The organism is Streptomyces sp. BK022 (assembly GCF_004217355.1).
In the GTDB taxonomy this organism is placed as follows: Bacteria; Actinomycetota; Actinomycetes; order Streptomycetales; family Streptomycetaceae; genus Streptomyces; species Streptomyces griseoluteus.
Genome location: NZ_SHKU01000001.1, coordinates 1,120,181 through 1,141,004, shown reverse-complemented (window position 1 = coordinate 1,141,004; position 20,824 = coordinate 1,120,181). Strand labels below are relative to the sequence as shown.

Sequence of the window (20,824 nt, the reverse complement as noted above, 5' to 3'; positions counted from 1 at the left end):
GAGAAATCAGTGATCGAACTGGCCGCGGCCTTCGCCGTCGCGGGTGCCGCGAGCAACGCCATGGGTACGGCGTTCCAGCGCAAGGCCGCCTCCACCAGCGAGCGCGGCGGCGTGAAGCTGCTGGCGGAGCTGGTGCGCCGCCCGGCGTGGCTGCTGGGCATGGCCGGGGTGATCGGTGCCGCGGTGTTCCAGAGCCTTGCGCTCGTCAACGGGCCGCTGGCGCTGGTGCAGCCGCTGTTCATCCTGGAACTGCCGTTCGCGCTGCTGATCGTCGGCCCGTTGCTGCACCGGCACCTCCCCCGCTACGGCTGGTGGGGGGTGGGCGCGGTGGTGGTGGGCCTGGCCGTGCTGCTGGCGGCGGCCGCGCCGCACGGGGCCGGTGACCAGGCGCCGCTCACCCGCTGGGTCCCGGCGCTGGTGCTGTGCGTGGGGGCGGTCGTGGTGGTCACGCTGCTGGCCCGGCGCGAGCGTCCGGCGACCGGTCGCGCCGCCCTGCTGGCCTCGGGCTCGGCGATCGCCAACGCGCTGACGGCGGCTCTGCTGAAGTCGGCCACGGGTACGTTCGCCGACGAGGGGTTCGTCGCCTTCCTCACGGCCTGGCAGACGTACGGGTTCGCGCTGGCGGGCACGGGAGCGGTGCTGCTGCTGGAGAACGCGCTCCAGGCGGGTCCGCTGGCCGCCGCCCAGCCGGCGCTGACCATCGGGGACGCGGTGGTGAGCCTGGCCCTGGGCGTCTTCCTCTTCCACGAGCGCATCCGCACCGGCTGGTGGCTGGTGCCGGAGGCGCTGGGGGCGCTCCTCATCGTCGGCGGCGTGCTGGTGCTGAGCCGGGCGGTGCAGAACCTCATCGAGCGGCCACCGCCGGGCTCGGACGACTGAGCCTTCACGCGGACGGGCCGTCACCCACCCGGTGGACGACGGCCCGCGCGTGTCACAGGGACGCTCAGCGGTCCTGGTTCACCTTGGCCAGCGCCTTGGCGAGCCCGTTGGCCCAGAGCTGGTTGACGCGGGAGCGCTCGGTGGCGTTCGGGTAGCGGTTGGTGCAGGAGGTGCCGGGGCCGCCGCCGGACATCAGCTCGCTGCACGGGCCGCTGTAGTGGTCGGGCAGGCCCAGCACGTGGCCGGTCTCGTGCGCGGTGACCCGGATCGAGTCGTACTGCTGGTTCTGCGCGTAGTCGAGGAAGACGTAGCCCCGGCCGTGGCCGTCGGTGGAGGCGTAGGAGCCGCGCGAGTCGTTGCCCTCGTAGTAGGAGAAGTTGCCGGTGCCGGTGGTCGAGGCGAGCTTGACGTTGGAGACCGAGCTGTTCCAGATGGAGGTGGAGCTCGATATCTGCGAGCGGAAGCTCGGCGCCTGGCTGGCGTTGTAGTAGACCGTGACGGCCTTGAGGCTCGGGTTCTCGGCCCGCTGCTCGGCGACCGACTTCACCACCGCGTCGAAGAACGCCTTGGTGTTCGCCGCCTCCTGGGCCGAGCCGGTGTACCCGGCGTGCGGGGCGGCCACGGGCTCGGGCTGGGCGGAGGCGGGGGTGGCGGCGCCGAGCGCGGCGGCGGCCACGCCGAGACCGAGGGCGAGGAGGGATCTGACGGTCTTGGCGGACGTACGGGACGACGTCATGTGGGGTCCTCGTTTCGTACGTGGGGAGGGCCGCCCATTGGGGGTGAACGGCCGGTTGTCCCTGAGTCTCGGGCAGGTCAACGACGTCCGGATGATGGCAAGTTGGGATAGGAGCGTGCTATCGGCGGCACTGCGGCCCGGACCGGGGACGCGACGGACCGCGGACCGTCGCGTGGGGTGCGACGATCCGCGGTCCGGGGGTACGGCCGGGCGTGCCCGGGTGTCAGCGGGCCTGGTTCACCTTGGCCAGCGCCTTGGCGAAGCCGTTGGCCCAGAGCTGGTCGACCTGGGCGCGCTCGGCGGCGTCCGGGCTGGAGTTGGTGCAGGACGGGCCGGGGCCGCCGCCGGACATCAGCTCGCTGCAGGGACCCTCGTAGTGGTCCGGCAGACCGAGCACGTGGCCGGTCTCGTGGGTGACGACGCGGACGGAGTCGTACTCCTGGTTCTGGGCGTAGTCCAGGAACACGTAGCCGCTGCCGTGACCGTCGGTGGAGGCGTAGGAGCCGCGCGAGTCGTTGCCCTCGCGGTAGGAGAAGTCGCCGGTGCCGGAGGTGGCGGACAGCTTCACGTTGGAGACGGAGCTGTTCCAGATCGAGGCGGCGCTCGATATCTGGGAGCTGAAGCTCGGCGCGGCCGACGGGTTGTAGGTGATGGTGACCGACTTCAGGCCCGGGTTCTCGGCCCGCTTCTCGGCGACCGACTTCAGGACCGCGTCGAAGAACGCCTTGGTGTTCGCCGCCTCCTGGGCCGAGCCGGTGTACCCGGCGTGCGGGGCGGCGACGGGGGCGGGCTGGGCGGACGCGGGGGCGGCGGCGCCGAACGTGGCGGCGGCCACGCCGAGGCCGAGGGCGACGATCATTCTGGTGCTCTTCGCGGGCCTGCGGGAGGACGGCATGTGGGGTGCTCCTCTTTTCGGTGCGTGTGGGGGTGGCCTGTCGTTCGAGTGGGGGTGAACGACCGGCTGCGTCCGAGTCTTGGATAGATCAACAGCGTCCGGCTAATGGCAAGTTGCGATAGCACGGGGCTATCACCGGCAACTCGTGGCGGTGCGCGGCGATTTATGCGTCTGGCGTGCGCATGCAAACCCGCCCTAGGCTCCCGTCATGGAGCTAGAGGTGAGGCACTTCCGGGTTCTGTGCGCCATCGCGGATGCGGGCAGCCTGCATCAGGCGGCGCGTGAACTCGGGCTGGCCCAGCCCTCGTTGAGCACCCAGCTGCGCCGCATCGAGAAGGCGCTGGGCGGCCCGCTCTTCACCCGGGGCCACACCGGCTGCCGCGCCACCCCGCTGGGCCGGCTGGTGCTGAGCCGGGCCCGGCCGCTGGTCGGGGAACTCGACGCCCTCGTCACCGAGGCCCGCGCCGCCGCCGCCCGCGCCTCGGCCGGGCCCCGGCTGAGGATCGGCGCCACCGCCAGCCGCGCCCTGCCGGGCTGGCTGCGCCGGTTGCGCTCCCGGGTCCCGGCGGCCGAGCCCTCGCTCCAGATGGACGCCTCCGCCAACGCGCTGCTGCGCCAGGTGGCCGAGGGCGCGCTGGAGCTGGCCTTCGTACACGAGGTGGAGGGCAGTCCGCTGCGGGTCCCGCCGGGGCTGCGCCTGCGGGTGCTGGTGGAACGCGAGCCCCAGTTCGTCTCGCTGGCGGCCGACCATCCGGCGGCGGCCAGGCGCGAGGTGCGGCTCACCGAGCTGGCCGAGGACCGGTGGATGGTCGACTCCACGGTGGACGGCGAGTGGGACGCGATCTGCCGGGTGCTGCGCGAGGCGGGGATCGAGCCGGACCTGCTGCACGGCGACTACCTCACCGCGTACTCGCTGGCCGCCACCGGCGAGGTGGTCACGGTCAGCCAGCCCACCGCGCACCCCCGCTCCGACCTCGCCATCCGCCCGCTGCACGGCGACCCGATCGGGGTGCGGCTGCTGCTCGCGGCCCGCTCCGAGACCGACCTCGACCGGGGTTTCGAGGAACTGGCCGACGCCTACTGGGAGGTGGCCCACCAGGCACCCGCGTACCGGGACTGGCTGGAGCGCGGACCGGAGCCGCGCCCCGCCGCCCTGTGCGGCACCGCCGTCCGGACGGTACCGGGCCCGGACGCGGGGCCCGGTCAGGTACCGGACCCGAACGTCCGCGTGGTGTAGGCGCACTCGGTGTACACGTAGCCCGACCTGAGCCGCGCGGTGTCGGAGGCGGGTGAACCGGCGCCTGTGCCCTGGGGCTGGTGCACGAAGTACGTGGTGCCGGTGGGCAGGCTGATCGTGCGCCGCGGGTAGTTCCGCCCGCTGTCGGAGCACGGCTTGAAGCCCGGCGTGATGGTCGCGGTGAGCGAGTACGCCGTGCAGCCGCCGCACGCCTTGAGGGTGAAGCTGCCGGTGACCGGGCCGGTGTAGAGCACGGTGATGTCGTGGGGGCTGTCGTTCTTCACCGTGACGGAGATGCTGCCGCCCGAGGCCGTGGTGGGCAGCTTCTTCCCGGCGGCCGGGAGGGTCTGGGCGACCTCGGCGGCTATGGCGATCTTCTCCGCCCTCTCCCGCTTCCCGCCGGCCTTGCTGTCGGAGACGTAGCTCCGCATGCTCTGCCGCGCTCCCGCGAAGTCGCCTTCCTTGTACTGGTCCACCCCGCACTCGTAGGCGCCCGCGTCCCCGCCCTTCCCGGCGCGGGCGGCGGCCGCGGTGAGGCCGGTGGAGGCGTCGCCGGCCGTGGCGGCGAGGTCGGTGAGCCGGGTGTCCAGGGTGTGCAGCCGGTCCACGGCGGTGCAGGGCGCGTTCCCGCCGACTCCCTGCTGCGCGGTCCGTACGGCCGCGTCGACGGCCGGTACCACCTTGGCGGCGGCCGGTGAGCCGGGGAAGTCGGCGAGCAGCTCGCGGAACCGGTCGACCCACGCCGCCCCGCCGTCGCCGAGGTCTGCCTTGCCGCACTCGTAGAGCGAGGTGGCCAGCCGGTCGTCGGGCCAGCGGGTGAGCGAGCCGAGCTGGCCGGCGGGCATGGTGCGCGGCACCGTACGGAGGAACTGGAGAGGTTCCACGGCTACGCAGTACTCCCCGCGGCCGTACGCGGCGCCGACGCTCGCGTAGTAGGCGCGCAGCCGGGCGGGGACGCGGTCGGCGGCGCGGGAGCCGGGGTGGTCGACCGCGAGGTCGCGGTAGACGGCGAGGGCGGTGCGGTAGTCGGAGCGGGACGCGGCGAAGGTGTGCCGGCCGGCCGCCGCCACCAGGTCGTCGGCCTTGTCCAGCCGGTCGAGCAGCGCCCGCTGCTCGGCCTCCGCGCGGGCACCGTCGTACCAGAGCGCGCCGCCGGCCGGTACGGCGAGCAGCACCAGGCCCAGCACGAGAGCGAGGGGCGCGCGCGGGGACAGCGGGGTCCGCAGGCCCAGGCGGGCGCCGTGGGCGGCGGCGAGCAGCAGGACGACGAGGTAGCCGACCAGCACCCCGGCGGGCAGGCCGTCGGCGTCGGCGGGCAGTGCGGTGAAGAGAAGGACGGCGGTGGCCGCCAGGCACAGCGCCAGCGCGCCCCATCTTCGCAGCAGGGCGTAGCCGAGGCCGAGTCCGCTCAGATTGAGCAGGGCCACGGCGGCCGCGCGCAGCGCGCTCGGCGGCGCCGGCGGCGGCCCGGACGGCATCGGCGGAACGGCGAACCCCTGGTACGGACCGTACGGCGCTTCCGGCATGTCGGCTCCCCCTGTCAACCGCCCCGCGCTCGCCATGAGTCTACGGCGAGTGTCGGGTGCACGACAGAGGGTGCGCGCCAAGGTGCGCACACCGCGCGAAGGTGGGTGCGCCGGAGGATGCGGGGGCGCGTGGGCGCGGTTCACGTGAGACTGGATGCCGGACGACCGATCGGCGGGCCGGGAGGCGATGGGCGGGTGAACGCCGTCAACCCCACGGACAGCGCGTCCCTGCTGGCCGCCTTCGGCGCCCTGGGTGTGCTGGCGGTGACCTTCGCCGAGTCCGGGCTGCTGGTCGTCGGCTTCTTCCTGCCGGGTGACACGCTGCTGTTCCCCGCCGGGGTGCTCTGCGCGGCCCAGCAGGGCGGGCAGCCGCCCCGGCTGGTCCTGTGGCAGGTGATGCTCTGCGCCGCCGTGGGCTCGGTGGCGGGCGCCCAGGTGGGCTTCCTCATCGGACGGCACGGCGGCCGGGCGCTGCTCACCCGCACCTCCAGCCGCCGGGTCAAGGAGGGCGTGGGGCGGGCGGAACGCCTGCTGGCCAGGTACGGGTACCGCAAGGCGCTGGTGATCGGCCGGTTCGTGCCGATGCTGCGGTCCGTGCTGCACCCCGCCGCCGGGGCGCTCGGGGTGCCGACGCGCGTCTTCACCGTCTGGCAGACGGTCGGCGGGGTGCTGTGGTCGCAGAGCCTCGTCCTGGCGGGCTGGGCGCTGGGCGCGTCGGTCGACCACGTCGACGACTACCTGCTCCCGCTGATCGCGCTGGTCGTCGCCGTCTCCCTGCTGCCGCTGCTCGTGGAAGTGGTCCGCTCCCGCCGCGCCCGGGGCCGAGGGGGCCAGGGCGACACCGGCGACTGAGGGGCCCTCACGCGTCACCCGCCCGGCTCAACCGGGGTCCGCCTAAGGGGCGAGGGTGCGTGAGCGGTGTGACGGTGGTGGAGCGCGGTGGGATACATGGCCCCATGCACCGGCGGCGAGGAGGCGGCATGGCTGACACGGGAGGCGAGGGCGGCACCGCGTGTGTCGCCGCGCCCGGCCAGGACATCCCCGAGGCACTGTCCGGTGATCCGTTCACCGGGGTGGGCGCGGTCGCGGACGCCGTGCTGTACGAGGGCTACCTGCTCTATCCCTACCGGCGTTCCTCGGCGAAGAACCGGGTCCGCTGGCAGTTCGGGGTGCTGCTCCCCCGTGCCTGGGTGGAGGCGGACGGCCCGGTCGCCGAGGGCGTCTCCGGTTCGGCCGACTCCTGGTACCAGCGCACCGAGTGCCTGGTGCGGGCCACTCCGGACGCGGTGCTCCGGGTACGGGTGCGCTACCTCCAGCTCCAGCGCAAGCAGGTGGAGGCGCCGGGAGAGGACGGGCGGTACCGGCCGGTGGAGTCCCTGCGCGGCGACGACGGCACGGCACACCTGAGCTTCGACGAGGCGGTCCCGTACGAGGTCGACCTCGCCTGGCCGCTGGCGGAGCTGCTGCACGGCCCGTGCACGGCCGAGGTCTCGGCGCCTCCGGCCGTCGACACCGGGGAACTGGGCGCCGCCGGGCGGGTGGTGCGCCGCCGTGAGCACGTACAAGCGCACACCACGGTCGGGGCCGAGAAGCTAGCGGACGGCCTGTACCGGCTGTGCGTGCGCACCGAGAACGCGGGTGAGGCGGCGGACGTCCGCGCCCCGCGCGGGCGGGCGCTGCGGCAGGCACTGCTCGCCGCGCACACCCTGCTGACCGGTGAGGGACTGGAGTTCGTGTCGCAGACCGACCCGCCGGCCGCGCTGCGGGAGCGGGCACGCGGCTGCCGCAGTGCCTTCACCTTCCCCGTGCTCGGCGGGCCGGCCGGGCAGAGCGCGGACGGCGCCACCGGACCCGTGGTGCTCTCCGCGCCGATCATCCTGCCGGACCATCCGCAGGTGGCGCCGGAGAGTCCGGGCGATCTGCACGACGCGGCGGAGATCGACGAGATCCTGACGCTGCGCACCATGCTGCTGACCGACGAGGAGAAGGCCGAGGCGCGGGCCACCGACCCGCGCGCGGCGCGCATCCTCGACCGGGTCGACACGATGCCGCCCGAGGTGTTCGCGAACCTGCACGGCGCGATCCGCTCGCTGGCCCCGGCCGCAGAGCCTTCCGGGGCGCGGCCCGCCTGGTGGCAGGAGGGCGGCGACGCCGGGCTGTCCCCGACGACGGACACCGTGACCGTGGCCGGCGTCCCGCTCGGCACCGGCAGCCGGGTGCGGCTGAACCCCCGGCTGCGCGGGGCGGACGCCCAGGACATGTTCCTGGTCGGACGGACCGCCGAGGTGGCCGCGGTCTTCCACGACGTGGACGGCAGCGTGCACCTGGCGGTGACCGTCGACGACGATCCGGCGGCCGAACTGCACGGCTGGTACGGCCGTTTCCACTACTTCCGGCCCGACGAACTCGAACCCCTAGGGGACGGCGCCGCACCGCGGCCGTGAGCCCCGCCGCACCCGGGCACCGGACGCCCCTGACGGCGACACCCACTCCCCAGCGGCAGACCGACCGCAGCGAAGGCAGGCGACATGACCACCGAGAGCCACACCACCGCGGCCCGTGAACGGATCGAACAGTCCGAGGAGCACGAGGGGATAGACGAGATCACCATCCTCTGGATCTCGGAGGGGATGAGCTGCGACGGCGACACCGTCTCCCTGACGGCGGCCATGCAGCCCTCCATCGAGGACGTGGTCCTCGGCCTGATCCCCGGCCTTCCCAAGGTCAACCTGGTCAACAAGGTGCTCTCGCCGAGCCTGGGCGGCGAGGACTTCCTCGCCCCCTACCGGGCGGCGGCGCGCGGCGAGCTGGACACCCCGTTCATCCTCGTCATCGAGGGCTCGGTGCCCAACCAGGACATCATCGAGGGCGACGGCTTCTGGACGTCGTTCGGCAACGACCCGGCGACCGGGCAGCCGCAGACCATCAACTGGTGGATCGACCAGCTCGCCCCGAAGGCGTGGGCCACGGTCGCGGCCGGCACCTGCGCCGCCTACGGCGGCATCCACGGCATGGCCGGCAACCCGACCGGCTCCATGGGCCTCGGCGACTACCTGGGCTGGGACTACAAGTCGGCGGCCGGGCTGCCCATCGTCAACGTGCCCGGCTGTCCGATCCAGCCGGAGAACTTCATGGAGACCCTGATCTGGGTGCTCCAGCACGCCGCCGGTGACGCGCCGCCGCCCCCGCTGGACCACATGCTGCGGCCCCAGTGGCTGTTCGGAAAGACCGTCCACGAGGGCTGCGACCGGGGCTCGTACTACGAGCAGGGCGACTTCGGCCTCGACTACAACTCCCCCAAGTGCCTGGTGAAGACCGGCTGCTGGGGGCCGGTGGTCAACTGCAACGTGCCCAAGCGCGGCTGGATGGCCGGCATCGGCGGCTGCCCGAACGTCGGCGGCATCTGCATCGGGTGCACCATGCCCGGCTTCCCGGACGCGTTCATGCCGTTCATGGACGAGCCCCCCGGCGGCACCCTGTCCTCCCTGGTCATCAAGCCGTACGGCGCGGTCGTGCGCCGACTGCGCGGCGTGACCAACGAGATGGTCAACCACGAGCCCAAGTGGCGGCACAGGAAGTCCAAGCTCACCAGCGGTTACGACCCGTACTGGCGTCCCTGACGCCGCCACGGCCACGGCAGCACCGCACCCCACCCGCACCCACCCCGACAGCGAGGGCAGTACCGCAGATGACGACCACCGAATCCCGGCCCACGGGGCGCAAACCCGCACAGCTCGTGGACATGTCCTGGGACCCGATCACCAGGATCATCGGCAACCTGGGCATCTACACGAAGATCGACTTCGCCAACCGCGAGGTCGCCGAGTGCCACAGCACCTCGTCGCTGTTCCGCGGCTACTCGGTGTTCATGAAGGGCAAGGACCCGCGCGACGCCGGGTTCATCACCTCGCGCATCTGCGGTATCTGCGGGGACAACCACACCACCTGCTCCAACTACGCCCAGCAGATGGCGTACGGGATCAAGCCGCCGCCCATGGCCGAGCACATCACCAACCTCGGCGAGGCGGCCGAGTACATGTTCGACCACACGCTCTTCCAGGACAACCTGGTGTTCGTGGACTTCTGCGAGGCCATGGTCAAGGCGACCAACCCGACTCTGCTCGCCCGCGCCGAGCGCACCGACGCCCCGCGCGGGGAGATCCACGGCTTCCGGACCATCGCCGACATCATGAAGGCGTTCAACCCCTTCGAGGGCGAGGTCTACAAGGAGGCCCTCCGGGTCAGCAGGGTCACGCGGGAGATGTTCTGCCTGATGGAGGGGCGCCACGTGCACCCCTCCACGCTGTATCCGGGCGGGGTCGGCACCATGCCGCAGCCGAGCGTCTTCACCGACTACCTCAGCCGGCTGATGCACATCATCGACTTCGTCAAGAAGGCGGTGGCGATGAACGACGACGTCTTCGACTTCTTCTACGAGGCCCTGCCGGGCTACGAGGAGGTCGGACGCCGCCGCATCCTGCTGGGCTGCTGGGGCGCCTGGCAGGACCCCGCCGTCGTGGACTACCGCTACGCCTCGATGAACGAGTGGGGCAAGGCGATGTACGTGACGCCGGGTGTCATCGTCGACGGTGAGCTGGTCACCAACAACCTGATCGACATCAACCTCAACATGCGCATCATGCTGGGGAGTTCGTACTACGACGACTGGGTCAACGAGCAGCCGTTCGTCACCCACGACCCGCTGGGCAACCCGGTCGACATGCGGCACCCGTGGAACCAGACCACCGTCCCGGTGCCGCAGAAGCGCGAGTTCGACGGGAACTACAGCTGGGTCATGAGCCCGCGCTGGTACCACCAGGAGACGGACAAGCACCTCGCCCTGGACACCGGCGGCGGCCCGCTCGCCCGCCTGTGGTCGACGGCGCTGAGCGGCCTGGTCGACACCCGGTACGTCAAGGCGGCGAACGGCAAGGTGCGCATCCAGCTCCCCAAGGGCGAGTCGCTTCCGGAGACCACGCTGGAGTGGTCCATCCCGAAGTGGAGCAACACCCTCGAACGCGACCGGGCCCGGCCCTACTTCGTGGCGTACGCGGCCGCGATGGCCCTGCAGTTCCTGGAGGAGTCCATGGAGCTGCTGCGGGCGGGCGAGACCAAGGTGTTCCAGGACTTCGAGGTACCGGACGAGGCGATCGGCTGCGGCTTCCACGAGGCGGTGCGCGGGGTCCTCTCGCACCACCTGGTGATCAAGGACAAGAAGATCGCCAACTACCACCCGTACCCGCCGACCCCGTGGAACGCGAGCCCCCGCGACATCTACGGCACCCCCGGCCCGTACGAGGACGCCGTCCAGGGCCAGCCCATCTTCGAGGAGAACGGGCCGGACGACTTCAAGGGCGTCGACATCATGCGCACCGTACGCAGCTTCGACCCCTGTCTGCCGTGCGGCGTGCACATGTACATGGGCAAGGGCAGGACCCTCGACGTCGTGCACTCCCCCACCTACGGCGCGAACCATGGCTGACGGCGCCCGGCTCGCCGACCCGGCGGTCGAGGCCCGGCTCGCCCGGCTGGACGGGCTGCTGGAGCGACTGGAGTCCGGCAGCGGCCCGCTGACCGCCGAGGCCCTGGAGTCGGTGGGCCTGCTGACCGAGGTGTACGGGGAGGCGCTGGCCCGGATGCTCGACGGGGCGGACGCCGCCCTGCTGGACCGGGCGGCCGGTGACGAGCTGCTGGCGCATCTGCTGGTGCTGCACTCCCTGCACCCCGAGCCGCCGGAGCGGCGGGCCGAGCGTGCGGTGGAGCGGTTGCGGCCGGCGGTGCGTGAGCGCGGTGGTGACCTCCAGTGGCTGGGCGTCGAGGGTGAGGTGGCCCGCGTGCGGGTCGACTCCGGCGGCGGAGGCTGCGGATCGGGGTGCGGCGGGGGCGGCGGGGACGTCACCGAGGTGGTGCGGGCGACCGTACTGGCCGCGGCCCCGGAACTGCGGGCGGTGGAGGCGGTCACGGCCGAGCGGGCGAAGCCGCCCGCGTTCGTGCCGCTCGCCGCGCTGACCACGCGCCGGGCGGAGCGTCCGCAGGAGGCGCGGTGAGCGGGGCGCTGGCCCGGCTGATCCGCTCGGGCCCGGCCGGGGCCGGGCGGCCCGAGACGTGCGAGCTGTGTGCCGCGCCGGTGGCCGAGGAGCATCCGCATCTGTTCGAGACGGCGGCCGACGAGGTGCGCTGTGTCTGCGGTCCCTGCTCGGTGCTCTTCGCCGGGGAGGGCGCGGGCGGCGGCCGGTATCGGCTGGTGCCCCGGCGACGGGTGCGGCTGGCACCGGTGGACACGGCGGCCCTGGGGGTGCCGGTGGGTCTGGTGTTCTTCGTGCCGCGCGCCGACGGCACGGTGACCGCGCAGGGGCCGAGCCCGGCCGGGGCCATGCGGTGGGAGGTGGACTCCGACGCCTGGCAGGGGCTGGCCGCCGCGTGTCCGCCGCTCGCCTCCGTGGTACCCGACGTGGAGGCGCTGCTGGTCAACACGGTGCGCGGCCAGGACGAGCACTGGATCGTGCCCGTCGACGACTGCTTCCGGATGGTGGCCCTGGTCCGCTCGGAGTGGCAGGGGCTGTCCGGCGGCGGCCGGGTGTGGCCGGCCGTCGAACGGTTCTTCGCGGAGCTCACCGAGCGTTCGTGAAGCCCAGAGACCGGTGAAGCCCGGAGAGGAGACGATCATGGGCAGGATCAGAGTGGGCCGCCCCCAGGTGAGGCCGGACACGCCGACGCACGTGGCGGGTCTGCACGAGGGCAACAGGGGCCCCTGTCAGAAGCAGGTCGGCCATCACGAGGACGGCACCGCCGACTCGCGCCGCTCCACGGGTGTCCGCGCCAAGCGGCACAACGCCATCCTCGACGTCATGCCGAACATCCCACCGGGATGAGAGGGCAGGAAGTGAGCGCCATGAAGATCGGAAAAGCCGCGCGAGCCGTCGCGGAGACGGAGCGGACCCTGTGGACGGGACGGCGGGTGCTCGCCGCCCAGGCCGCCGTGCTCGCCGGTCTGACGCTGCTGCTGCTCGTGAAGGAGGTCCCCGGCATGATCCGGGAGATCAAGATCTACCGGATGACCGGCGGCCGCCGCGCGGTCCGCCGGTACCCGTGAGGCCCCGGTGCACGAGCTGTCGATCGCGACCGCGATCGTGGAGCAGGCCGGGGAGATCGCCCGCGCGGACGGCGCCGGGGACGTCTCCTCGGTGACCGTGCGGGTGGGTGAGCTGGCGGGTGTGGTGCCGGACGCGCTGCACTTCGCCTTCGAGGTGGCCCGGGACGGCACCTCGCTCGCCTCGGCCCGGCTGGTGGTGGAGCAGGTGACGGCGGTGGCCTGGTGCGGCGGGTGCGCGGCGGAGTTCGCGGTGGGCATGCCGCCGTTCTTCTGGTGCCCCGCCTGCGACCAGCCGTCGCAGGACCTGCGCAGCGGACGGGAGTTGGAGATCACCGCCGTGGAGGCGGTGCCCTGACCCCCTGGACGCGCGAGGCGGCCCCGTACCCTTCCGGACGGGGCCGCCTCGTGTGTCAGCAGATGCGGGGAAGCTGCTCCCCCAGCGGCAGGTCGAGCACGCGGGTGCCGCCGAGCCCGGTGGCGACGGTGACCATGCCGGGGTGCTCGGCCACGCACTCCCCGATCAGCGCGGCTCCGGCACCGTGCGGGTGGGCGCGCATCGCGGCGAGCACGGCGTCGGCGTGCTCCCGGGGTACGAAGGCGACGAGCCTGCCCTCGTTGGCGACGTACAGCGGGTCCAGGCCGAGGAACCCGCAGGCGTTGGCCACCTCGTCCGGCACCGGCACGGCCCGCTCGGTGATCCGGACACCGGTGCCGGAGGCGCGGGCGATCTCGTTGAGTGAGGCGCCGAGGCCACCGCGCGTGGGGTCGCGCAGGACGTGCACGTCCTTGGTGACGCCGAGCATGGCCGCGACCAGACCGGCGAGCGGCGCGGTGTCGGAGGCGATCTCCACGCCGAACTCCAGCCCCTCCCGCACGCTCATCACCGCGACCCCGTGCAGCCCGATCGGCCCGCTGACGAGGACGGCGTCCCCGGGCCGGGCGCGCTGGGGGCGGATGTCCACGCCGTCGGGGACGAGGCCGACGCCGGCGGTGGTGACGTAGACGCCGTCGCCGTGGCCGGACTCGACGACCTTGGTGTCGCCGGTGACGACCATGACCTCGGCGGCGCGGGCGGCGGCGCCCAGCGCGCGGGCGACGCGGTCGACGACGGCGAGTTCCACGCCCTCCTCCAGCACGAACGCCGTGGACAGGTAGGCGGGGCGCGCGCCGCTCATCGCCAGGTCGTTCACCGTGCCGTTGACGGCGAGGTCGCCCAGGCAGCCGCCGGGGAAGAACAGCGGGCGCACCACGTAGGAGTCGGTGGAGAACGCCAGGCGGGCGCCGCCGAGTTCGAGTACGGCGGAGTCGGCGAGCCCGGCGAGGGTGGGGTTGCCGTAGGCGGGGGCGAAGACCTGGTCGATCAGCTCGGCGGAGAGGGCACCGCCTCCGCCGTGGCCCATGACGACCACGCCCTGGTCGCGCAGGGGGGCGGGGCAGGTCCAGCGGGCGGGGTCGATCGCGGGGGCGTCGGTGAGGTCAGCCAACGGGGTTCGTCTCCTTACGCGGAACGCGCGATCCGCGCGGCATGGGGCCGCCTTCCACGCGGCGGTACAGGTAGTAGGCGGCGCAGGCGCCCTCGCTGGAGACCATGGTGGCGCCGAGCGGGGTGCGCGGGGTGCAGGCGGTGCCGAACGCCTCGCACTCGGTGGGCTTGATGAGGCCCTGGAGCACCTCTCCGGCCCGGCACACGGCGGGTTCCTCGGTGCGGATGCCGGTGACGTCGAAGCGGTGCTCGGCGTCGTAGGCGCGGTACGCCTCGGCGAGACGCCAGCCGCTGGCCGGGATGGGGCCGATGCCGCGCCAGTTGCGGTCGGTGACCTCGAAGACGTCCTCGATCATGCGCAGCGCGGCGGGGTTGCCCTCCTCGCGCACGGCGCGCGGGTAGGCGTTCTCCACCCGGTGCTCGCCGCGCTCCAGTTGGTGCACGGCGCGGCGGATGCCCTCCAGGATGTCCAGCGGTTCGAACCCGGTGACCACCATCGGCACCCGGAACCGCTCGGCCAGCCCGGGGTACTCGGCGGTGCCCATCACGCTGCACACGTGCCCGGCCGCGAGGAAGCCCTGCACCCGGCACTCGGGGGCGGTCATGATCGCCTCGATGGCCGGGGGGACCCGGACGTGGGAGACCAGCAGGCTGAAGTTGTCCAGACCGAGCCTGCGGGCCTGGTGGACGGCCATGGCGTTGGCGGGAGCGGTCGTCTCGAAGCCGATGGCGAAGAACACCACCTGCTTCTCGGGGTGTCTGCGGGCCAGTTCGAGCGCGTCGAGCGGGGAGTACACCACGCGCACGTCGCCGCCCTCGCCCTTGACCCGGAACAGGTCGCGGTCGGTGCCGGGTACCCGGAGCATGTCGCCGAAGGAACAGAAGATCACGCCGGGGCGAGCGGCGACCGCGAGGGCCTTGTCGATGACGTCGAGCGGGGTGACACAGACCGGGCAGCCGGGCCCGTGAATCAACTCGACCTCCTCGGGCAGCAGTTGGTCGATGCCGTGGCGGATGATGGAGTGGGTCTGGCCGCCGCACACCTCCATCAGGGCCCAGGGCCGGGTGACGGTGGCCCGGATCTCGTCCAGCAGGCGGCGCGCCAGCGCGGGGTCGTTGAACTCGTCGATGTACTTCACCGGTGCTCACTCCCGCTTCCCTGCCGCTCGGCCTGCTCCCAGGCGTCGCCGAACTCCTCCTCCAGCAGCCCGAGCTGCTCGAAGAGCTCCAGCGAGGCGCGGGCCGATTCCTCGTCGAGCTTCTGGAGGGCGAAGCCGACGTGCACGATGACGTACTCCCCCACCCGCACATCGGGCAGATACTCCAGACACGCCTGTTTCCGCACTCCGCCGAAGTCGACGAGCCCGGTGAGCGGGTCGGCGCCTTCGTCGATGGCGACGACCTTGCCGGGCACTGCAAGACACATGGTCACTCCGTCTCGTCTGGGGTGGGCTGATGGCCGGGTCGGCGGATCAGCGGGCGCGGGCCGGCCGGGGCACGTGGGCCGCGACCATGAGCTGGCCGAGCGCGAGTCCGCCGTCGTTGGGCGGCACCAGGCCGTGCCGCAGGACGGTGAAGCCGTCGGCGGCGAGCCGGGCGGTGCTGTCCTCCTCCAGCAGGGCGTTGGCGAAGACCCCGCCGGTCAGGGCCACGGTGGTCAGGCCGGTGGCCTCGCGGGCCTGTCGGCACAGGCCGGCCACGGCTCCGGCGACGCCCCGGTGGAAGCGGGCGGCGAGCACGGGGGCGGGCACACCCCGCCGCAGGTCGGCGAGGAGGGCGCGCAGCACCGGGGCCGGGTCGGCCTGCGGTCCGGGCGCGAAGCCGAAGGCGTACTCCCCGCTGTCCGTGTCCCGGGCTTCGAGGGCGAGCGCTTCCAGGGCGAGCGCCGCCTCGGCCTCGTGGCCCGCGCGCTGGCAGGCGCCGGTGAGGGAGGCCACGGCGTCGAAGAGGCGGCCCATGCTGCTGGTCGGCACACAGGCGATGCGGTGGGTCAGCTGCCCTTGCAGCACGGCGCGTTCGGTGTCGGTGCAGGCGGCCACGCTGGGCAGGTCGGGCGCCCATCCGATACCGGCCGCCCAGAGCCGGGCCAGCGCCTGCCGGCACGGGTTGGCGACACCCGCGTCCCCGCCGGGCAGCGGGGCGGGGACCAGGTGGGCGAAGCGGCGGTACGTCCGGTAGTCGGCGAGCAGGATCTCGCCGCCCCAGACGGTGCCGTCGTCGCCGTACCCGGTGCCGTCGAAGGCGACGCCGATGACGGGGGTGGCGCCGTCGAGGCCGTGTTCGGCCAGGGCGGCGGCGATGTGGGCGTGGTGGTGCTGCACCAGCGCCGGTGCGGGCAGCCCGGCCTCGGCGGCGCGGCGGCGGGCGTGGCCCGTCGACTGGTAGCCGGGGTGGCGGTCGGCGGCGATCAGGCGCGGGGTGACCCCGGTCAGGGCGGTGAGATGGGCCTCGGCACGGCGGGCGGCCTCCAGGGCGGCGAGGTCGCCCATGTCGCCGATGTGCGGGCCGAACCACGCCTGGTCGTCCTCGCCGAGGCAGAGCGCGTTCTTCAGGTCCCCACCGACGGCGAGGGCGGGCCCGACCGGCACCGGGAGGGGCAGTGGCCGGGGGACGTATCCCCGTGAGCGGCGCAGGAGCTGGGAGGTGCCGTCGGCGCGGACGCGGAGCAGGGAGTCGTCGCAGGGGGCGGCGACGGCGCGGTCGTGGGTGAGCCAGGCGTCGGCCAGTCCGGCGAGCCGGATGAGTGCCTGGGCGTCGTCGGTGACGATGGGCTCGCCCGAGCGGTTGCCGCTGGTCATCACGAGCACGCGAGGTCCGGGCGGGTCGCCGGGCAGGCCGAACAGCAGGCTGTGCACGGGGGTGTAGGGCAGCAGGACGCCGAGGTGCGGGCTGCCGGGCGCGATGCCGTCGGCCAGGCGGGGTCCGTCGCCGGGGGTGCGGGCGCGCAGCAGGACGATCGGGCGTTCCGGGCCGGTGAGCGCGGCCCGCTCGGCGTCCGTGAGGTGCGCGACGCTCTCGGCGGTGGCGAGGTCGGCGCACATCACCGCGAACGCCTTGCCGCCGCGTTCCTTCCGGGCGCGCAGGGTGGCGACGGCACGCGGGTCGGTGGCGTCGCAGGCCAGGTGGTAGCCGCCGAGGCCCTTGACGGCGACGATCCGGCCCTGGGCGAGCAGGGTCCGTGTCCGGGCGAGGGCCTCGGCGTCGCGGGCCGGGCGCGCACCGGTGCCTTCGGCCGGGATGAGGCTCAGGCCGGGTCCGCAGGCGGGGCAGGCGACGGGCTGGGCGTGGAAGCGCCGGTCGAGCGGGTCGCCGTACTCGCGGGCGCAGGCGGGGCACATCGGGAAGCGGGTCATGGTGGTGGCCGCGCGGTCGTAGGGCATCGCGGTGGCGATGGTGAAGCGGGGACCGCAGTGGGTGCAGGTGACGAAGGGGTGCCGGTGGCGGCGATCGGCGAGGTCCGCGAGTTCGCGGAGGCAGTCGGCGCAGGTGGCGGTGTCGGGCGGCAACTGGGTGCGGCCGGCGGTGTGCCGGGTCGTCCGGATGGTGAACGACTCCCCCGTGCCGGTGGCGGGGAGGTCCTCGTGGCCGATGCCGGTGACCGAGGCCAGCGGGGGCGGACAGGCGGCGAGCAGCTCGCAGAACCGCTCCACGTCGGGCAGCGGGCCCTCGACCTCGATGAGGACGCCGTCGGCGGTGTTGCCGACGAAACCGGCGAGGGCGTGCTCGGCGGCGAGCCGGTGCACGTGGGGCCGGAAGCCGACTCCCTGCACCGTGCCCCGCACAGTGAGCCGGCGGCGCACCCGGTCCGTCGCGGGGGCCGTCATGCGAGGGGAGCCGCGGCCGGATCGTGGTCGTGGCCGTGGCCGCCGTGGGAGTGGCCGTGCGGTCCGGGGGCCAGCGGCGGGCGGTGGGCGGGTGGTGCGTGCCGGACGGCGAGGGCCCGCTCCAGCAGGACGTCGACGCCGTCGCCGCTGCGCGCGCAGGTCCGTACCGTCTCCACGCCGGGGTTGACCCGCTGGACGTTGGCGCGGAAGGCGGCCTCGTCGAAACCGGCGGGGGCGGCGAGGTCGGTCTTGGTGATGGCGACCAGGTGGGCGGAGCCGAAGGCCGTGGGGTACTTCAGCGGCTTGTCCTCGCCCTCGGTGACGGCCATGAGGGCGATCCGCAGGGTCTCGCCGAGGTCGTAGGAGGCCGGGCAGACGAGGTTGCCGACGTTCTCCACGAACAGCACCTCGGTGTCGGCGGGGAGCCAGCCGTCGAGGCGGTCGCGGACCTGGCCGGCCTCCAGGTGGCACAGCCCGTCGGTGAGGAGCTGCTGGACGGGGGCGCCGGAGCGGGCGAGGCGCCGGGCGTCGTTCTCGGTGGCGAGGTCGGCGGTGAGGGCGGCCACGGGGACCCCGCGCTGGACGGCGCGGGCCAGGACGCGGCCGAGGAGTTCGGTCTTGCCGCTGCCGGGGCTGGACAGCAGGTTGACCACGGTGACGCCCCGTTCGGTGAGGTCCTCACGCAGGCGGGCGGCGAGATCGTCGTTCTTGGCCAGGACGGCCTGCTTGACGTCGGACCGGCACATGGGCACAGCTCCTCGGGGAAGATCGGGGGCCCTGGGCCGTGCCGGGCACGGCCCAGGGATCTCACCGATCTTCGGGTCCGCCCGCCCCGGGGCCGGGCAGCGCAGCCGCGTGCGGGGGTCCGGATTCCATCGTGCGGCCCAACAGGGGCGCGGGCGCGGCCGGGTCGGCCAGCAGAACGGGGATCAGGACGTGCAGCGCGTCGACGGCCCGCCCGACGGCCTCGCGCACCGGTGCGCTGAGGCCGGGGGCGATGTCCTCGTCCGGGCTGGGCAGCACGGCGGGCTCGCAGCCGAGGACGAGGACGCGGGGCAGGGGTTCGTCGCCGAGGTGGGTGGCGAGGGCGAGCACCTTCTCCGGGTCCATGCCGTGCGCCTCGGGCACGACCGTGCCGTCCGGGGGTTCGGCCTCGACCAGGAAGAGGGTTCCGGGACGCTGTCCCCGGGGCGCGGCGTCGACGAGTACGGCGGTGGCGCAGCCGCCGAGCAGGGCGTAGGCGAGGTCCATGCCCCGGATGCCGAAGTCCCGTACGTGGGCGCCGGGCGGGAGGGGACGGTGTTCGAGGGCGCGGACGACCTCGGGGCCGAAGGCGTCGTCGCCGAGGAAGATGTTGCCGACTCCGGCCACCAGCAGGGGTTCGGGGGCGGTCATCGGAGGTCTCCGGGGCGCAGGGGGCGGGTGCCGGCGGCGGGGACCTTGCGGACGAAGGCCGAGCGCAGGGCGTGATAGGGGGCGGCGGGGTCGGAGAAGATGGCGTGCATCCGGGCGAGTTCGTCGCGCCGGTGGTCGGCGAGGGGGCGTACGCCCTCGTCGGCGTGGCGGGCGGCGGACTTGGCGGCGATCCGGTCGGCCAGGCCGGGGGCGGCGGCGAGTTCGGCCGCGAGTGCCTCGACGGTGCCCGCGAACTCGCCGGGCGTGGCGGGGACGAGACGGTCCACCAGGCCGAGCCGTAGCCCTCGGGCCGCGCTCACCGGCAGGGCTTCGGTGGTGAGGCGGCGCGCGGTCTCGGGGCCGGTGCGGCGGGGCAGGGTGTAGGTCCAGAACTCGGAGCCGTACAGGCCCATGCGCCGGTAGTGCGGGTTGAGGACGGCGCCGGTGCGGCACCACACCTCGTCGGCGGCGAGGGCGAGCATCGCGCCTCCGGCGGCGGCGTTGCCCGCGAGCGCGGCGATCACCAGCCGGTCGGTGGTGCGCAGGACGGCCTCCACCACGTCGTCCATGGCGTTGAGGTTGCGCCAGGACTCCTCGCCGGGGTCGGGGGCGCCCTCGATGACGTTGAGGTGGATGCCGTTGGAGAAGAAGTCGCGGGCGCCGCCGAGGACGAGCACCGGGGTCGGGCGGGTGAGGGCGTACTGGTAGGCCGCCAGCAGTCTGCGGCACTGGTCGGTGCTCATCGCACCGCCGGGGAAGGAGAAGCCCACGAAGCCGGCGCCTCCCCGCTCGCGGTAGCGCACGTCGGCGAAGGTCCGCCGGTCGGCGGGGAGTTCGAGGGGGGCCGGGATCTCGGGCAGGGCGGGGGCGTGCGGGGCGGTCCAGGAGGCGAGGACGGTGGCGGCGGGGCGGCGGAAGGGCGCCGGGTCGCCGGAGCTCTTGCGGGGACGCAGCTCGGGAATCCAGACGGCGCCGTCGCGGGTGGCACGGCAGACGGCTCCGGCGCGGGTGGCGAGGAGGTCGCCGGGGCGGCCGCGGAGCTGGTCCTCGGGGTGGCCGCCGTGCAGGAAGACCTCGCGGCCGTGGAGTTCGTCGAGCACGCCGGGCTGGGAGTCGGCGCCGCGCAGCCTGCGCAGGACGGTACGGGTGTCGTCCCGCTCCCAGTCGATGCGGCGCCGGTCCTGGCGGAAGTAGTCGCGCCAGACGGCCTCGGGCCGGTCGCCGGTCTGCGGGCGGGGCTTGTGGTCGCCGTCGGCGTACCGGCGCACGGCCCGGTGCAGGGCGGTCATCGCGGCGTCGGCGGCCTCGTTGCGGTACAGGTCGCTCTTCCCGGTCTCCGGTACGGCGAAGGGCTCGTCGGCCCAGACGGCGCCCGCGTCCAAGCCGGCCTCGGCCTGGAGGACGGTGACGCCCCACTGGCCGGCCTCCCCGTCGACGGCCCAGTCCAGCGAGGAGGGCCCCCGGTCCCCCGGCGGGCCGGGATGCACGATCAGGCAGGTGTGCTCCCGCCACACGTCCTCCGGGAGCGCGGTCTTCAGCATGGGCGCGACGATCAGTTCGGGGCGGCTGTCGCGTACGGCGGTGCGGACGGGGTCGGGACCGTGCGTGGCGAGTACGACGTCCACCTGGTGTCCGGCGTCCGAGAGTTCGGCGTAGGCGCGCTGGGTGAGGCTGTTGAACGCGCTGGCGACCAGCAAAATGTCCATGAGACCGTATATTCGTCCACGTTCCGGACGTCATGTAGGACCATCGGAAC

At 73.7% G+C, this 20,824-nt stretch carries 21 protein-coding genes; 11 read left to right on the top strand and 10 right to left on the bottom strand.

What is annotated here, in order from left to right:
- The first annotated feature begins 9 nt into the window (after nucleotides 1-9).
- Nucleotides 10-879, top strand: coding sequence for a DMT family transporter (locus tag EV284_RS05175; protein ID WP_130330651.1), 870 nt, complete (start codon nucleotides 10-12; stop codon nucleotides 877-879).
- Between the two features lie 64 nt (nucleotides 880-943).
- Here the strand turns inward: EV284_RS05175 and snpA (EV284_RS05170) are convergent, their stop codons facing one another.
- Both snpA (EV284_RS05170) and snpA (EV284_RS05165) read right to left on the bottom strand, forming a co-directional pair.
- On the bottom strand, nucleotides 944-1,615 hold the full coding sequence (gene snpA / locus EV284_RS05170; RefSeq protein ID WP_130330649.1) for a snapalysin: 672 nt from the start codon (nucleotides 1,613-1,615) through the stop codon (nucleotides 944-946).
- A 223-nt stretch (nucleotides 1,616-1,838) separates the two neighbouring features.
- Nucleotides 1,839-2,510, bottom strand: a complete 672-nt coding sequence (gene snpA / locus EV284_RS05165) for a snapalysin (RefSeq protein WP_130330647.1) — start codon at nucleotides 2,508-2,510, stop codon at nucleotides 1,839-1,841.
- A 208-nt stretch (nucleotides 2,511-2,718) separates the two neighbouring features.
- Between snpA (EV284_RS05165) and EV284_RS05160 the strand changes: the two genes are divergently transcribed.
- A complete protein-coding gene (locus EV284_RS05160) occupies nucleotides 2,719-3,747 on the top strand; it encodes a LysR family transcriptional regulator (RefSeq protein WP_130330645.1) in 1,029 nt (342 codons plus the stop codon).
- On the opposite strand, the gene EV284_RS05155 is transcribed toward EV284_RS05160, so the two are convergent.
- Nucleotides 3,714-5,273, bottom strand: a complete 1,560-nt coding sequence (locus tag EV284_RS05155; protein ID WP_130330643.1) for a hypothetical protein — start codon at nucleotides 5,271-5,273, stop codon at nucleotides 3,714-3,716. The two genes, EV284_RS05160 and EV284_RS05155, sit on opposite strands and share 34 nt — an antisense overlap.
- Nucleotides 5,274-5,468: 195 nt before the next feature.
- Between EV284_RS05155 and EV284_RS05150 the strand changes: the two genes are divergently transcribed.
- From EV284_RS05150 to hypA, 9 genes are all read left to right on the top strand, one after another.
- Nucleotides 5,469-6,125 carry a DedA family protein gene (locus EV284_RS05150; protein WP_130330641.1) on the top strand — a complete coding sequence of 219 codons (657 nt, stop codon included), beginning with the start codon at nucleotides 5,469-5,471 and terminating at the stop codon, nucleotides 6,123-6,125.
- 128 nt (nucleotides 6,126-6,253) lie between these two features.
- Entirely contained in the window at nucleotides 6,254-7,717 is a 1,464-nt protein-coding gene (locus tag EV284_RS05145) for a hypothetical protein (protein WP_207228914.1), read from the top strand.
- Nucleotides 7,718-7,801: 84 nt separating this feature from the next.
- A complete protein-coding gene (locus tag EV284_RS05140; RefSeq protein ID WP_130330639.1) occupies nucleotides 7,802-8,893 on the top strand; it encodes a hydrogenase expression protein HypE in 1,092 nt (363 codons plus the stop codon).
- A gap of 68 nt (nucleotides 8,894-8,961) precedes the next feature.
- The gene (locus EV284_RS05135) at nucleotides 8,962-10,755 is read left to right on the top strand and encodes a nickel-dependent hydrogenase large subunit (protein ID WP_130330637.1); all 1,794 of its coding nucleotides are present in this window, start codon (nucleotides 8,962-8,964) and stop codon (nucleotides 10,753-10,755) included.
- The gene (locus EV284_RS05130) at nucleotides 10,748-11,320 is read left to right on the top strand and encodes a NifU family protein (RefSeq protein WP_130330635.1); all 573 of its coding nucleotides are present in this window, start codon (nucleotides 10,748-10,750) and stop codon (nucleotides 11,318-11,320) included. The genes EV284_RS05135 and EV284_RS05130 overlap by 8 nt, the downstream gene beginning before the upstream one ends.
- Complete coding sequence (locus tag EV284_RS05125; protein ID WP_130330633.1) at nucleotides 11,317-11,901, top strand: DUF5947 family protein; 585 nt, start codon at nucleotides 11,317-11,319, stop codon at nucleotides 11,899-11,901. Before EV284_RS05130 ends, EV284_RS05125 begins: the two co-directional genes overlap by 4 nt.
- Before the next feature lie 37 nt (nucleotides 11,902-11,938).
- Nucleotides 11,939-12,145: a hypothetical protein gene (locus EV284_RS05120; RefSeq protein WP_130330631.1), complete on the top strand. Its 207-nt coding sequence runs from the start codon at nucleotides 11,939-11,941 to the stop codon at nucleotides 12,143-12,145.
- A gap of 20 nt (nucleotides 12,146-12,165) precedes the next feature.
- Nucleotides 12,166-12,366, top strand: coding sequence for a hypothetical protein (locus tag EV284_RS05115; protein WP_130330629.1), 201 nt, complete (start codon nucleotides 12,166-12,168; stop codon nucleotides 12,364-12,366).
- 7 nt (nucleotides 12,367-12,373) lie between these two features.
- Nucleotides 12,374-12,721 carry a hydrogenase maturation nickel metallochaperone HypA gene (gene hypA, locus EV284_RS05110; RefSeq protein WP_130330627.1) on the top strand — a complete coding sequence of 116 codons (348 nt, stop codon included), beginning with the start codon at nucleotides 12,374-12,376 and terminating at the stop codon, nucleotides 12,719-12,721.
- A 55-nt stretch (nucleotides 12,722-12,776) separates the two neighbouring features.
- Here the strand turns inward: hypA and hypE are convergent, their stop codons facing one another.
- From hypE to EV284_RS05075, 7 genes are all read right to left on the bottom strand, one after another.
- Nucleotides 12,777-13,850 carry a hydrogenase expression/formation protein HypE gene (hypE, locus tag EV284_RS05105; protein ID WP_130330625.1) on the bottom strand — a complete coding sequence of 358 codons (1,074 nt, stop codon included), beginning with the start codon at nucleotides 13,848-13,850 and terminating at the stop codon, nucleotides 12,777-12,779.
- The gene (hypD, locus tag EV284_RS05100) at nucleotides 13,843-14,988 is read right to left on the bottom strand and encodes a hydrogenase formation protein HypD (protein ID WP_130330623.1); all 1,146 of its coding nucleotides are present in this window, start codon (nucleotides 14,986-14,988) and stop codon (nucleotides 13,843-13,845) included. The genes hypE and hypD overlap by 8 nt, the downstream gene beginning before the upstream one ends.
- The gene (locus EV284_RS05095; protein WP_130330621.1) at nucleotides 14,985-15,275 is read right to left on the bottom strand and encodes a HypC/HybG/HupF family hydrogenase formation chaperone; all 291 of its coding nucleotides are present in this window, start codon (nucleotides 15,273-15,275) and stop codon (nucleotides 14,985-14,987) included. The genes hypD and EV284_RS05095 overlap by 4 nt, the downstream gene beginning before the upstream one ends.
- Nucleotides 15,276-15,321: 46 nt before the next feature.
- Nucleotides 15,322-17,673, bottom strand: coding sequence for a carbamoyltransferase HypF (hypF, locus tag EV284_RS05090; protein ID WP_130330619.1), 2,352 nt, complete (start codon nucleotides 17,671-17,673; stop codon nucleotides 15,322-15,324).
- Nucleotides 17,670-18,419 (bottom strand): hydrogenase nickel incorporation protein HypB, encoded by a 750-nt coding sequence (gene hypB, locus EV284_RS05085; protein WP_130330617.1) that lies wholly within the window; start codon nucleotides 18,417-18,419, stop codon nucleotides 17,670-17,672. The genes hypF and hypB overlap by 4 nt, the downstream gene beginning before the upstream one ends.
- 61 nt (nucleotides 18,420-18,480) lie before the next feature.
- Nucleotides 18,481-19,068: a hydrogenase maturation protease gene (locus EV284_RS05080; protein ID WP_130330615.1), complete on the bottom strand. Its 588-nt coding sequence runs from the start codon at nucleotides 19,066-19,068 to the stop codon at nucleotides 18,481-18,483.
- On the bottom strand, nucleotides 19,065-20,774 hold the full coding sequence (locus EV284_RS05075) for a hydrogenase maturation protein (RefSeq protein ID WP_130330613.1): 1,710 nt from the start codon (nucleotides 20,772-20,774) through the stop codon (nucleotides 19,065-19,067). Before EV284_RS05075 ends, EV284_RS05080 begins: the two co-directional genes overlap by 4 nt.
- Nucleotides 20,775-20,824: the final 50 nt, after the last annotated feature.

Coding starts and splice junctions, on each gene's coding strand:
- EV284_RS05145 (WP_207228914.1), top strand. CDS start 6,254: ATGGCTGACACGGGAGGCGAGGGCGGCACCGCGTGTGTCGCCGCGCCC.
- EV284_RS05120 (WP_130330631.1), top strand. CDS start 11,939: ATGGGCAGGATCAGAGTGGGCCGCCCCCAGGTGAGGCCGGACACGCCG.
- EV284_RS05080 (WP_130330615.1), bottom strand. CDS start 19,068: ATGACCGCCCCCGAACCCCTGCTGGTGGCCGGAGTCGGCAACATCTTC.
- hypF (WP_130330619.1), bottom strand. CDS start 17,673: ATGACGGCCCCCGCGACGGACCGGGTGCGCCGCCGGCTCACTGTGCGG.
- snpA (WP_130330649.1), bottom strand. CDS start 1,615: ATGACGTCGTCCCGTACGTCCGCCAAGACCGTCAGATCCCTCCTCGCC.
- EV284_RS05130 (WP_130330635.1), top strand. CDS start 10,748: ATGGCTGACGGCGCCCGGCTCGCCGACCCGGCGGTCGAGGCCCGGCTC.
- EV284_RS05155 (WP_130330643.1), bottom strand. CDS start 5,273: ATGCCGGAAGCGCCGTACGGTCCGTACCAGGGGTTCGCCGTTCCGCCG.
- EV284_RS05115 (WP_130330629.1), top strand. CDS start 12,166: ATGAAGATCGGAAAAGCCGCGCGAGCCGTCGCGGAGACGGAGCGGACC.
- EV284_RS05075 (WP_130330613.1), bottom strand. CDS start 20,774: ATGGACATTTTGCTGGTCGCCAGCGCGTTCAACAGCCTCACCCAGCGC.
- hypB (WP_130330617.1), bottom strand. CDS start 18,419: ATGTGCCGGTCCGACGTCAAGCAGGCCGTCCTGGCCAAGAACGACGAT.
- EV284_RS05140 (WP_130330639.1), top strand. CDS start 7,802: ATGACCACCGAGAGCCACACCACCGCGGCCCGTGAACGGATCGAACAG.
- EV284_RS05095 (WP_130330621.1), bottom strand. CDS start 15,275: ATGTGTCTTGCAGTGCCCGGCAAGGTCGTCGCCATCGACGAAGGCGCC.
- EV284_RS05160 (WP_130330645.1), top strand. CDS start 2,719: ATGGAGCTAGAGGTGAGGCACTTCCGGGTTCTGTGCGCCATCGCGGAT.
- snpA (WP_130330647.1), bottom strand. CDS start 2,510: ATGCCGTCCTCCCGCAGGCCCGCGAAGAGCACCAGAATGATCGTCGCC.
- EV284_RS05135 (WP_130330637.1), top strand. CDS start 8,962: ATGACGACCACCGAATCCCGGCCCACGGGGCGCAAACCCGCACAGCTC.